A 13,251-nucleotide genomic window follows, 5' to 3' on the forward strand; every position below is an offset into this window, starting at 1 on the left:
AACGATCCCCCACCGGCGCGATGGCAGGTCGGTGTGGCCTGGCCGGGGATCCGGGCGCGCGTCGCAGGCTTCGGCCTTCCCCGGAGGCCGCCCCCGCGGCTGGCGCGCAACCGGCCTTCTGTGTACGATATCCAGAGGGTAGGGTGCGCCGATCCGGTGATGCCGGCAGCGGAGGAGGCGTGCATGGCGCGCGACCGACGTCGTCCACCAGGCCTACCGCCCACGACCCCGCGCAGGCCGCCATGACCGAGATCGCGGCCTGGCTGCGGAGCCTCGGCCTCGACCACTATGTCGAGGCCTTCGGGCGGAACAACATCGACCCCGGGCTGCTGCCCTCCCTCACGGCCGAGGACCTGAAGGAGATCGGCGTCGCCTCGGTCGGCCATCGCCGCCGGCTGCTCGATGCCATCGCCGCCCTGCGCGGACCGTCCGCGCCCTTGCCCGCGGCACCGCCCGACCCGCTGGCCGACCCGCCGGCCGAGGCCGCGGCCGAGCGGCGGCGGGTTACCGTGCTCTTCTGCGACCTCGCCGACTCCACCGCGCTCGCCGCCCGCCTCGACCCCGAGGACCTGCGCGCCGCCATGGCCGGCTATCACCGCACCGTCTCCGCCGTCATCGAGGCGCATGGCGGCTACATCGCCAAGTTCCTCGGCGACGGCGTGCTGGCCTATTTCGGCTGGCCGCGCGCCGGGGAGGACGATGCGGAGCGCGCCGTGCGCGCCGGCCTCGCCGCGACGGCCGCCGTCGCCGGGCTCGACCTGCCCACCGCCGGCCCACTGGTCGCCCGCGTCGGCATCGCCACCGGCGAGGTGGTGGTGGGCGACCTGCTGGGCGAGGGCGAGGCGCGCGAGCGCGCCATGGTCGGCGCCACGCCCAACCTCGCGGCACGGCTGCAGGCCATGGCCGCGCCCGGCACCGTGCTGGCCTGCCCCGTCACCCGCCGCCTCACCGGCACCCTCTTCGACTGGGAGGCGCTGGGGCCGCAGGCGCTGAAGGGCCTGGGCGAGGCGGTGCTGCCCTCCCGCGCGCTCGCCGAGAGCAGCGTCGAGAGCCGCTTCGAGGCGCTGCGCCGCGGCCTCGCGGTGCCGCTGGTGGGGCGGGAGGAGGAACTGGAATTGCTGCTCCGCCGCTGGCGCCGCGCCCGCGCCGGGGAGGGGCAGGTGGTGCTGCTGCGGGGCGAAGCCGGCATCGGCAAGTCCCGGCTCGCCGCGACGCTGCGCGAGGCGCTGGCCGAATCCGGGGAGCCGCACCGGGCGCTCACCTTCTCCTGCCAGCCGCAGGCGCGGGACAGCGCGCTGCAGCCGGTGATCCTGCGGATGGAGCGCGCCGCCGGGCTGCTGCCGGAGGATCCGCCGGAGGCGCGGCTGGCCAAGCTCGAGGCCATCCTGCTGCCGCTCGCCCCGCCGCCCGAGCATGTCGCGGCGATCGCCGAGCTGCTCTCCGTCCCGACCCTCGGCCGCTGGCCGGCGCCCGACCCCGCGCCGCAGAAGCGGCGGGAGGTGCTGCTGGCCGCGCTCGCCACCCGCATCCGCGCGCTCGCGGCCCGCCGGCCGTTGCTGGTGCTGGTCGAGGACGCCCACTGGATCGACCCCACGACCCGCGAGCTGCTCGACCTGCTGGTGACCGAGGGGATGGCGATCGCCTGCCTGCTGGTCGTCACCCACCGGCCGGAATTCGAGGCCTCCGCCTGGCTCGGCCACCCGCATGTCACGCCGCTGCAGGTCAACCGCCTGACGGTGGCCGAGCACGCCCTGCTGCTCCGCCGCCTCACCCGCGGCAAGCCGCTGCCGGCCGAGCTGGAGGCGGAGATCCTGGCGCGCAGCGACGGCGTGCCGCTCTTCGTCGAGGAGCTCGGCCGCGCCGTGCTGGAGGGCGAGCTGCTGCGCGAGGAGGAGGACCGCTGGGTGCTGGAGGGGCCGCTGCCGCCGCTCGCGGTGCCGGCCAGCCTGCAGGCCTCGCTGATGGCGCGGCTCGACCGCGCGCCGGCGCTGCGGGAGGTGGCGCTGGCCGCCTCGGTCCTCGGGCGCGAGTTCACCTACCCGGTGGTGGCCGAGGTCGCCGCCCTGCCGCCGGCGCGGCTGGAGGAGGGGCTGGCGCAGCTCGAGGCCTCCGGCCTGCTGCACCGGATCGGCACGCCGCCCGCCGCGCGCTACGCCTTCCGGCATGCCCTGCTGCAGGACGCCGCCTATGGCACCCTGCTGCGGGAGCGCCGGCGGCTCCTGCACCACCGCGCCGCCGAGGCGATCGCGCGGCTCAGGCCCGAACTCGCCGAGCGCGCGCCGGAGGTGCTGGCGCGCCACCGCGCCGCGGCGGGCGATGCGCGGGAGGCGATCGCGCTCTACCGCCGCGCCGGCGAGCGCTCCGCGGCCCGGCTGGCGCTCCGCGAGGCGCGGGCGCAGCTCACCGCCGCGCTCGAACTGCTCGAGGGCCTGCCCTGCGATGCCGCACGGGACCGGCTGGAGCTCGAGTTGCGCACCACCCTGGCCGTCGCCCTCACCTGGCTGGAAGGGCAGGCGGCGAGCGCGGGCGGCGAGGCCTATGCCCGGGCCTGCGATCTCGCCTGCCGCCTCGGCGAGACGGCCCGGCTGGTCCCGCTGCTCGGCGGGCTCGCCGTGCACCACATCAACCGGGCCGCGCCGGAGCTGGCGGGACGGCTGGCGGAGGAGATGCTGCAGCGGGCCCGGGCCGCGGGCGATGCCGCCGGGGAGCTCTCGGCGGAGCGGGTGCTGGGCTACGCGCTGTTCAAGCAGGGGCGGCTGGCGGCGGCGGAGACGCATCTGCGGCGCGTGCTCGACCGCTTCGAGGCCGGCCGGCACCGGGCCGTCGGCGCCGGCTTCCCGATGGACACGCGCATCGGCGCGCTGGTCTGGCAGGCCAATACCCTCCTCCTGCTCGGCCGGCCGGAGCAGGGCGCCGCCTGCAGCCGGACGGCGCTGGCGGAGGCCGAGGCGCTGCAGAACGTGCAGGCGCAGGTAACGGCGCTCACCTCGGCCGGCTGCGCCTTCCACTGCTTCGCCCGCGACCCGGAGGCCGTGCTGCGGCATGCCGCGGCGCTGGAGGGGCTGAACCAGCGGGCCCCGGCCTTCCGCGACGTCGCCCGGATCTATCGCGGCTGGGCCCTGGCGGCGCATCCCGAGGGCGATCCGGCGGAGGGCATCGCGCGCATGGAGGAGGCGCTGGCCGACTACCGCGCGAGCGGGGCCGGCACGGTGGTGCTGCACGCCCTCGGCCTGGTCGCCGATGCCTGCCGGCGGACCGGCCGGGTGTCGCGCGGCCTGGACCGGGTGGCGGAGGCCCTGGCGCTGGCCGAGGCGGGCGGCGACCGGGTGCAGGAGGCGGAGCTGCACCGGATCCGCGGCGAGTTGCTGCGGCTCCGCCCCGGCGGGGAGGCCGAAGCGAGCTTCCGCCGCGCGCTCGGCGTGGCGCGGGCGCAGCAGGCGCTGCTGTGGGAGCTGCGGGCGGCGGTCTCGCTGGCGCGGCTCTGGCGCGACCGGGGCCGGATGGCGGCGGCGCGCGGCCTGCTCGGCCCGGTCTGGCGCCGGTTCACGGAAGGATTCGGTTTCGCTGACCTCGTTGAGGTGCAGGCCCTGATGGAGGAACTGGGCCCCGGGCCGGAGGAGCCGGAGGGGAGGCCGCCCTGCGATCCCGACTATGCCGCGGGGCCGGTCCCGGCCCGTTGACGCCCCGGCGTGGCCCAGCGCCGGTCCGCTGGCGGGAGAGGCCGCGATGCCGTCGCGTGCGGCGCCTGGCCGGAAGGCGGGATGGACGGCATCGCCCATCGGACGGAGCGGCCGCTTCAGCGCCTCGCGCCAGAGCCGCAAGGGGCCGCCTGCGGCAGGGGCGCCTTGCCCGTCGGGCCGGCCGGTTCAGGCCTCCGCGCCGCGCAGCGCTGCGGTCATCGGGCCGGCTCAGCCGGCGCGGCGGGTATTGGCGGCGGTCTTCTGCGGCTTCGCGGCCGGCTTCTCCGCCGGCTTGGTGAAGGTCACCGCCTGGCGCTTGGCCGGCGCAGTGACGCGGCTGGTATCGCCCTGCTCCGGCCGGGCGGCGGCGCGCGCGGGCCGGGTCGTGGCCATGCGCAGCAGGGCCGGCCTGCTCTCCTGCAGGCGGAAGGCGGTGGCCTTGGGTGCCGGGGCCGCGCGGGCGGCGACGGCGCGGCCGGTGGCGCGCGCCGCGGTGCGCCAGCCGCCATGCGGGGTCGCGGCCTGGGCGCTGGCCAGCAGGCCGGGCAGGGCGCGGCGCGCCATCGGCGTCTCGGGCGTGGCAACGCCGAGGCTGGTGAAGCCCTGGTCGAGCAGCGACATCATGTGCCGGTCGCGCTCCCGCCCCGTGCGGCCGCCGAAGACGGCGGCGACCAGGCGCACGCCCTCCCGCTGCGCGGAGGCGACGAGGTTGAAACCGCTGTCGTCGACATAGCCGGTCTTGATGCCGTCGGCGCCGTCGTATTCCTGCAGCAGCCGGTTGTGGTTCCAGTGCGTCCGGCCGCGGAAGACGAAATGCGGAGTGGAGAAATAGGTGTAGCGGTCCGGGAAGTCCTTGATCAGCCGCTGGCCGAGCAGGGCCATGTCGCGCGCCGTCGAGACCTGGTCGATATCCGGCAGGCCGGAGGCGTTGCGGAAGGTGGTGTTGCGCATGCCCAAGGAGCGGGCCTTCAGCGTCATCATCTGCGCGAAGCGGTCCTCCGACCCGCCGCCGAGCAGTTCGCCGAGGGCGGCGGCGGCGTCGTTGGCGGATTTGGTGACCAGGGCGAGGATGGCTTCCTCGACCGTGAGGCTCATGCCAGGGGTCAGGCCGAGCTTCGAGGGGGCCATGGAAGCCGCCGAATAGGAGACGGGGACGGGCGTCGAGAGCTCGATCCGGTCGTCCTTCAGCGCCTCGAACGCCATGTAGAGGGTCATCATCTTGGTGAGCGAGGCGGGGTAGCGCCGCTCATCGGGATTGGCGGCGATCAGGGTATTGCCGCTGCGCGCATCCAGGACGATGGCGGCATAGCGCTCCCCGCCGATCTGAGCGAGAGCGGGGGAGGCGATCCCCAACCCAGACGCGAGCATAAGGGCGGCAACCGCCCTGGAGCGCAGGATCGCGCTGGTGCCAGACATGGATAGCCCCCTGATGCGCGGCACCGCCCCCCCGGCATGCCGACAAATCGACCACACGATAAGGTGTCACATGCGCGACTGTCCACCGGAATGGAACAAGAACCTTTAGGAAGCAATAACTTGCGTTACGGTGGTGCAGTGGTGTGGCGAATCTCGCAGGCCTGGTTCGCGGCCTTGGTGGCAAGCCGCAGCGACCGGAGCAAAGGGTTGCCGACCTCTCGAAGCTGTGACCAAGAATGTTTTGCTGCAGTGCAAAATCTTTCTTGCCCGCACGAGGTCGGGAGGTTTAGAACCGCGATGTTGCAGTGCAGCAAAACGGCGCACCAATGGGGGTCCTGCCCCGGAGCGGCGCCGGTCGAAGGCGAGGCGAACCGTGGCGGCGCGAAGGAGCAAGGCTGTGGCGAGCGTGACCGAGGCAAGGCCGGCCGATGCCAAGACACCGGTATCGATCGCCGCGGCCGGGGTGACCGAAGCCGAGCCGACCGTGGTCGAGGCCGCCGAGGCAGCGGTCCCGGCAGTGGCAGCGGCGGCCGTACCGGCCGTGGCGGTGACGGCCGAACCGGCCGCACCGGAGACGGCCGAACTGGCCGCACCGGAGACGGCCGAACTGGCCGCACCGGAGACGGCCGAACTGGCCGCACCGGAGACCCCGGCCATCCCGCAGGCCGGCAGCATGACCGTGACAGTTCCCGCGCGGATGCGCGAACCAGTGGAGAGAACGATGGAACAGGCGACGAAGACGGCCGAGGGGCTGTTCAAGGCGGCGGAAGAGGCGGCGGAGTTCGGCCGCGGCAATCTCGAGGCGGTGGCGAAGGCGACCCAGGTCTATGTCGCCGGCGTGCAGGACCTCGGCAAGCAGACCTTCGCCCTGGTGCAGGGCCTGGCCGACCACACCGTCGCCGGCGCCAAGGCGCTCGGCTCGGTGAAGTCCCTCAAGGAGGCGGCCGACATCCAGGCCTCCTACGCCCGCGCCGCGATGGAGAAGTCCTTCACCGAGACGGCGAAGCTGCAGGAGGCCGCGCTGAAGCTGGCCGAGGCGTCCTTCGCCCCGATCTCCGCCCGCATGACGCTGGCGGTCGAGAAGTTCTCCAAGCCGATCGCGGCCTGATCGGGCCGTCATCGGCCTGAGAACTGCCCCGGGCCAGAAAGGCCTGGGATGCGCCGGGCCCGGCACGGGCCGCCCGCGCCTCCTTCGGGGGGCGGGCGGCCCGGCCGGGCCCTTGTCGTTTCAGGCACCGCTCTTCCGCCGGCCGCGCCAGGCGCCCATATCTTCACGCGAGGCTGCGCGTAGCCCTTCACCTTGCGGCATGCGCGGCGGTATCCTTGTCCGGGGACGGGTTTCGGCCGGCCCCGGGATGCCCTCAGCCAGGCGAGCGCCCTGCCCACCAGGAATTTCGATGAGCGACCAGGACAAGCGACCGAACGGAGGGAACACGCCCGGCGACACCACGCCCAATACCGGCGTGGTGGTCAAGACCCGTCCGCGCACCAAGAAGCCGGCAATGTACAAGGTGCTCATGCTGAACGACGACTACACGCCGATGGAGTTCGTCGTGCATGTCCTCGAGCGCTTCTTCCAGAAGAACCGGGAGGAGGCGACGCGCATCATGCTGCACGTGCATCGGCGCGGAGTCGGCGTCTGCGGGGTCTATACTTATGAGGTCGCCGAGACCAAGGTCACCCAGGTGATGGACCTCGCCCGCCAGAACCAGCACCCGCTGCAATGCACCATCGAGAAGGAGTGACCCGGGCGGTGGATGTCGTGGTGACGCAGGAATGACTCCGTCGTACCCGTCCGCCCGGGGGACACTGTCGGCGCCGGCCACCCCGCCAAACGGCGGGGATGCCCAAGGGAGCGAACGGGCCAAGATGTTCAACCGGGGAAACCCCCCGGCGCCTCCGGGCGATGTCCGGGACGTCGGTTCTCATTGGGAGCGTCTCTAGCATGCTGTCACGCAACCTCGAGCAGACGCTCCATCGCGCCCTCGGCCTTGCGAATGAACGCCGGCACGAATACGCGACCCTGGAGCATCTCCTTCTCGCCCTGACCGACGACACCGATGCCTCCACCGTGCTGCGCGCCTGCGGCGTGGACACCGAGAAGCTCAAGCGCGACCTCACCGAGTTCCTCGACAAGGACCTCGCCGGCCTGGTGACGGAGCGCGCCGGCGACCCGAAGCCGACCGCGGGCTTCCAGCGGGTGGTGCAGCGCGCGGCCATCCATGTCCAGTCCTCCGGCCGGGACGAGGTGACGGGCGCCAATGTCCTCGTCGCCCTGTTCAGCGAGCGCGAGAGCCACGCCGTCTACTTCCTGCAGTTGCAGGACATGACGCGGCTGGATGCGGTGAACTTCATCTCCCACGGCATCGCCAAGGCGCCCGGCCGCACCCAGAGCCGGCCCGTCCAGGGCACGCCCTCCACCGCCTCGAACGAGGAGCAGGAGAAGGAGGAGAAGCCCGCCCGCGGCCGCGGCCAGGACGCGCTGTCCAATTACTGCGTCAACCTCAACAAGAAGGCGCAGCAGGGCAAGATCGACCCGCTCATCGGCCGCGACCAGGAGATCGAGCGGACCATCCAGATCCTCTGCCGCCGCACCAAGAACAACCCGCTCTATGTGGGCGATCCGGGCGTCGGCAAGACCGCCATCGCGGAAGGCCTGGCCAAGCGCATCATCGAGGGCGACGTGCCCGAGGTGCTGGGCAAGTCCACGATCTACGCGCTCGACATGGGTTCGCTGCTGGCCGGCACCCGCTACCGCGGCGATTTCGAGGAGCGGCTGAAGGCCGTGGTGAACGAGCTGGAGCAGCAGCCCGGCTCCATCCTCTTCATCGACGAGATCCACACCGTGATCGGCGCCGGCGCGACCTCTGGCGGCGCGATGGATGCCTCCAACCTGCTGAAGCCGGCGCTGGCCCAGGGCACGCTGCGCTGCATCGGCAGCACCACCTACAAGGAATACCGCAACTACTTCGAGAAGGACCGGGCCCTCGTCCGCCGCTTCCAGAAGATCGACGTGAACGAGCCGAACCTCGAGGATGCGGTCAAGATCCTGCAGGGGCTGAAGACCAACTACGAGAAGCACCACAAGGTCCGCTACACGCCGGAGGCGATCCGCGCCGCGGTCGAGCTCTCCGCCAAGTACATCCATGACCGCAAGCTGCCGGACAAGGCGATCGACGTCATCGACGAGGTCGGCGCCTCGCGCATGCTGCTGCCGGAGAACAAGCGGCGGAAGACCGTCACGCTGAAGGATGTCGAGGAGATCGTGGCGAAGATCGCCCGCATCCCACCGAAGACCGTCAGCAACGACGACAAGGAGACGCTCAAGACCCTCGAGCGCGACCTGAAGTCGATGGTCTTCGGCCAGGAGAAGGCGATCGAGACGCTCTCGGCGGCGATCAAGCTCTCCCGCGCCGGACTGCGGGACCCGGAGAAGCCGATCGGCAACTACCTGTTCAGCGGCCCGACCGGCGTCGGCAAGACCGAGGTGGCGAAGCAGCTCGCCAAGACCCTCGGCATCGAGCTGATCCGCTTCGACATGTCGGAGTACATGGAGCGCCACTCGGTCAGCCGCCTGATCGGCGCGCCGCCGGGCTATGTCGGCTTCGACCAGGGCGGCCTGCTGACGGATGCCATCGACCAGCACCCGCATGCCGTGCTGCTGCTCGACGAGATCGAGAAGGCGCACCAGGACCTCTACAACATCCTGCTGCAGGTCATGGACCACGGGAAGCTGACCGACCACAACGGCAAGACCGTCGATTTCCGCAACGTCATCCTGATCATGACGACGAATGCGGGCGCGGCGGACCTGGCCAAGCCCGCCATCGGCTTCGGCCGCGAGGCGCGGGTCGGCGAGGACACGGAGGCGATCCAGCGCATGTTCACGCCGGAGTTCCGCAACCGGCTGGACGCGGTGGTGCCCTTCTCCGGCCTGACGCCGGAGATCGTCGGCCGCGTGGTCGAGAAGTTCGTCATGCAGCTCGAGGCGCAGCTCGCCGACCGCAACGTGACGATCGAGCTCTCCTCGGCCGCCAAGGAATGGCTGGCGGACAAGGGCTTCGACCCGCTCTACGGCGCGCGGCCGCTGGCCCGCGTGATCCAGGAGCACGTCAAGAAGCCGCTGGCCGAGGAGCTGCTCTTCGGCAAGCTGGTCAAGGGCGGCGCGGTGAAGGTGAACCTGAAGGACGGCGAGCTGGCCTTCGAATATGTCGAGGCGGCGCCGCCCGCCCTGCCGAAGCCCGAGGAAGGCGACGGCGAGGCGGAGAAGGAGCCCGAGGCCGTCGAGTAACTGACGGTCCCGGACTGGGTTATGCAGGGGCGCGGGGCCATACCCCGCGCCCTTTGCTGTTGAGGGGAGAGACGCATGAGCGGCATCAAGGACTGGGGCGCCTACAACGCCGCGGCGCGGGACCAGGGCAAGGCGCTGACCGCGCTGCATCCGGAACTGGTCAAGGGCTTCGGCGCGCTGAACCGCGGCGCGGCCAGCACGCAGCACCTCGACGCCAAGACGCGGGAGCTGATTGCGCTGGCCGTCGCCATCACCACCCGCTGCGACGGCTGCATCGACGCGCATGTCCGCAAGGCGAAGCATGCCGGCGCGACCAGGGAGGAGATGGCCGAGGCCCTCGGCGTCTCCATTGCGCTGAATGCGGGCGCTGCCTTCACCTATGCGCTGCATGTCCTGGACGCCGCCGGGGAGTAGCCGGGCGCCGCGTCCGGCGGCAGGATGCGCGGCATGACCGGGACCGCCGAGGCCGCGCTGCCGCCCCTGCCGAGCGACGACGAGATCCTGCGCGGCGTCACCCGCGCCGCGCTGAAGGCCGGCTACGAATACGCCCATGCCGGCCGGGTGCGCCGCCTGACGCGCTCGGCCGACGGGCTGGTGCTGGAGGCCGAGGTCAAGGGCACGGCACGCAAGCCCTATGCGCAGCATGTCCGGCTGCGGCCCGGCAAGGCGGTGGCGACCCCCTTCCAGGGCACCTGCACCTGCCCCGTCGGCCTGAACTGCAAGCATGTCGCGGCCGTGCTGATCGCGGCGCGCGAGCAGGCGATGCCATCTCCGCCGCCGCGCCGCACCGACGCGCGCACCGCGCCCGTGCCGCCCGTGGTCATCCGCGCGCCCGCCGTCCCGCCCAGACCCGCCGAGCCCGCGCTGCCCTACCAGGTCGCGGAATGGCTCCGCCGCATCGGCGCCGAGGATGCCGAGGACCCGGAAGCCTATCCCGCCACCGTCCGCCAGCGCCTGCTCTATGTCGTCGGCCTCACCCGCCGGCCCGGCGGCCTGCCTGCGGCCGAGGTCCGGCCCATGGTCGTCAACCTGAAGAAGGATGGCAGCCTCGGCGCGATGCGCGACTTCGGCGCGCATATGAGCCATGCCGCCGCCTATCTCCGGCCCTCCGACCGGGCGATCCTCGAGCGCCTGTCGCCGCTCCGCTACGCGACGCCGGAGCGGCTGGCGCAGCACGACCTGCCCGACCTGCTGCGGCGGATGCTGGCCACCGGCCGCGCCCGCTGGCAGGACCCGCACGGCCCGGCCCTGGCCGAGGGTCCGCCGCGCCCCGGCCGGCTGGACTGGGACCTGCTGCCGGACGGCAGCCAGCGCCCGGCCCTGCGGCTGGAGGAGGGCGTGACCGGCCTCGCCCTGCCGCAGCCCTGGTACGTGGACCCGGCGGCGGGCCTGGCCGGGCCGGTCGATCTCGGCTTGTCGCCGCATCTGGCGGGCGAGTTGCTGGCGGCGCCGCCGATCCCGGCGGAGGTCGTGCCCGTGGTGCAGGAGGCGCTGTCGAAGCGCGTCGCGGCACCCGCCGTCGCCCTGCCGGCCGCCCTGCAACCGGCCGAGCCGCTGCAGGGCCCGCCGGTGCCGCGCCTGCTCCTCACCGCCCTCGAGCTGCCGTCCCTGCCGCGCGGCCGCGGCATCTTCGGCGATAACCCCGAGGAGGACGAGGCGGTGCCGATCGCCCGCCTCGGCTTCCGCTACGGCCCGGTGGTCGTCCCCTGGGCCCGCGGCCCGCGGGGGCCGGCGACCGTGGCGCGGGAGGGCCGGCTCTACAGCCTGCGCCGCGACGAGACGGCGGAGCGCGCCGCCCTGCGCCGGCTGGAGGGCATCGGCTTCGCACCGATGGTCGGGACGACGCTCGGCCTGATCGCCCCGCAGGGCGATGCCTTCGTGCTGTCGGATGACGACTGGGAGGAGGAGGAGGCGCCCGACTGGATCTTCGTCCTCCAGGAGGAGGTGCCGGCGCTGCGCGCGGCGGGTTGGGAGGTGGAGGTCGCGCCCGACTTCCCGATCCGCCTGATCGAGCCCGAGGGGCCGCTCGAGGCACGGCTCGAGGAAGGCTCCGGCATCGACTGGCTGGACCTGCATCTCGGCGTGACGGTCGGCGGGGAGCGCATCGACCTCGTCCCCGTGCTGGTGCGGCTGCTGCAGGCCGGCGCGGCGCTGCTGCCGGAGGACGCGGAGGCCGATACCGAGCCGCTGGTCCTGCCGCTGCCCGATGGCCGCCTGCTGCAGCTCCCGCGCGAGCAGATCCTGCCGATCCTGCGGGTGCTGGAGGAGCTGTTCGAGGAGGGCGCCTTCGATGGCGGCTCGGGCGGGCTGCGCTTCACCCGCCAGGACGCGGCGGAGCTGGCGCGGCTGGAGGCCGAATCCGGCATCGCTTGGCAGGGCGGGGAGGCGCTGCGCGCGCTCGGCGCCCAGCTCCGCGCGGCGGAGGGCCGGATCCCCGAGGCCGCGGTCCCGGCGAGCTTCCTCGGCACGCTGCGCCCCTACCAGCAGCAGGGCGTCGCCTGGCTGCAGTTCCTGCGCGCGGCCGGGCTCGGCGGCGTGCTGGCGGATGACATGGGCCTCGGCAAGACGGTGCAGACGCTGGCGCATCTGGCGATCGAGCAGGCGGCCGGCCGGCTCGACCGCCCGGCGCTGATCCTCTGCCCGACCAGCCTGGTGCCGAACTGGACGCGGGAGGCCGCGCGCTTCGCGCCGACGCTCAAGGTGCTGCCGCTGCACGGGCCGCAGCGGAAATCGCGCTTCGGCGAGATCGCGCAGCACGACCTGGTCATCAGCACCTATCCGCTGCTGGTCCGCGACCAGGAGGCGCTGACGGCGCAGGACTGGCACCTGGTGGCGCTGGACGAGGCGCAGACCATCAAGAACCCGAATGCCGAGACCACGCGCCAGGCGCTGCGGCTGCGCGCGGGGCAGCGCCTCTGCCTCTCCGGCACGCCGCTGCAGAACCATCTCGGCGAGCTCTGGTCGCTCTTCGACTTCCTCGCCCCCGGCTTCCTCGGCAGCGCCAAGGACTTCCGCGCCCGCTACCGCACGCCGATCGAGAAGCATGGCGACCCGCAGCGGCAGGCGGCGCTGCACCGGCGCATCCGTCCCTTCCTGCTGCGCCGGACCAAGGAGGAGGTGGCGAAGGAGCTGCCGCCCAAGACCGAGATCACCGAGCCGGTGGAGATGGAGGCGCCGCAGCGCGCGGTCTACGAGGCGATCCGCCTCTCCATGCATGCGCGCGTCAAGCAGGCGATCGCGGAGAAGGGGCTGGCGCGCTCGGGCATCATCATCCTCGACGCCCTGCTCAAGCTGCGGCAGGCCTGCTGCGACCCGCGGCTGCTGAAGATGAAGTCCTCGGAGAAGGCCGGCTCGGCGAAGCTGGAGCGGCTGCTGGAATTGCTGCCCGTGCTGCTGGGGGAGGGGCGGCGGGTGCTGCTCTTCTCGCAGTTCACCTCCATGCTGGCCCTCATCGAGACGGCGCTCGACAAGGCCGGCATCCCGCATCTGCTGCTGACCGGCAGCACGAAGGACCGCGCGACGCCGGTGCGCCGCTTCCAGGCGGGCGAGGTGCCGGTCTTCCTGATCAGCCTGAAGGCCGGCGGCGTCGGGCTGAACCTGACGGCAGCCGATACCGTCATCCACTACGATCCCTGGTGGAACCCGGCGGCCGAGGACCAGGCCACCGACCGCGCCCACCGCATCGGGCAGGAGAAGCCGGTCTTCGTCCACCGCCTCGTTACCCTCGGCACCATCGAGGAGAAGATGGAGGAGCTGAAGGAGAAGAAGCGCGCCCTGGTCGCCGCCGTGCTGGGCGCGGAGGAGGGCGGGGCGCTGAAGCTGACCGAGGCGGAGGTGGAGGAGCTTTTCGCCGCGGCGTGACGG

General features: G+C 72.8%; 7 protein-coding genes. 6 read left to right on the forward strand and 1 reads right to left on the reverse strand.

Annotated elements, in window-relative coordinates:
• The first annotated feature begins 242 nt into the window (after nt 1-242).
• Nucleotides 243-3,680: an ATP-binding protein gene (locus Q7A36_RS02525; protein WP_305102073.1), complete on the forward strand. Its 3,438-nt coding sequence runs from the start codon at nt 243-245 to the stop codon at nt 3,678-3,680.
• A 228-nt stretch (nt 3,681-3,908) separates the two neighbouring features.
• On the opposite strand, the gene Q7A36_RS02530 is transcribed toward Q7A36_RS02525, so the two are convergent.
• Nucleotides 3,909-5,096, reverse strand: a complete 1,188-nt coding sequence (locus Q7A36_RS02530) for a D-alanyl-D-alanine carboxypeptidase family protein (protein WP_370655626.1) — start codon at nt 5,094-5,096, stop codon at nt 3,909-3,911.
• Nucleotides 5,097-5,493: 397 nt separating this feature from the next.
• On the opposite strand from Q7A36_RS02530, the gene Q7A36_RS02535 reads away from it, so the two are divergent.
• From Q7A36_RS02535 to Q7A36_RS02555, 5 genes are all read left to right on the forward strand, one after another.
• Complete coding sequence (locus Q7A36_RS02535; RefSeq protein ID WP_305102074.1) at nt 5,494-6,204, forward strand: phasin family protein; 711 nt, start codon at nt 5,494-5,496, stop codon at nt 6,202-6,204.
• A gap of 289 nt (nt 6,205-6,493) precedes the next feature.
• Nucleotides 6,494-6,841 (forward strand): ATP-dependent Clp protease adapter ClpS, encoded by a 348-nt coding sequence (gene clpS, locus Q7A36_RS02540; RefSeq protein ID WP_226606351.1) that lies wholly within the window; start codon nt 6,494-6,496, stop codon nt 6,839-6,841.
• A 200-nt stretch (nt 6,842-7,041) separates the two neighbouring features.
• A complete protein-coding gene (gene clpA / locus Q7A36_RS02545; RefSeq protein ID WP_305102075.1) occupies nt 7,042-9,387 on the forward strand; it encodes an ATP-dependent Clp protease ATP-binding subunit ClpA in 2,346 nt (781 codons plus the stop codon).
• Between the two features lie 84 nt (nt 9,388-9,471).
• Nucleotides 9,472-9,801, forward strand: a complete 330-nt coding sequence (locus Q7A36_RS02550; protein ID WP_370655627.1) for a carboxymuconolactone decarboxylase family protein — start codon at nt 9,472-9,474, stop codon at nt 9,799-9,801.
• Between the two features lie 33 nt (nt 9,802-9,834).
• Nucleotides 9,835-13,248 carry a DEAD/DEAH box helicase gene (locus tag Q7A36_RS02555; protein WP_305102077.1) on the forward strand — a complete coding sequence of 1,138 codons (3,414 nt, stop codon included), beginning with the start codon at nt 9,835-9,837 and terminating at the stop codon, nt 13,246-13,248.
• Nucleotides 13,249-13,251: the final 3 nt, after the last annotated feature.

This window comes from Paracraurococcus lichenis (assembly GCF_030657435.1).
GTDB classification, from domain to species: Bacteria; Pseudomonadota; Alphaproteobacteria; order Acetobacterales; family Acetobacteraceae; genus Paracraurococcus; species Paracraurococcus lichenis.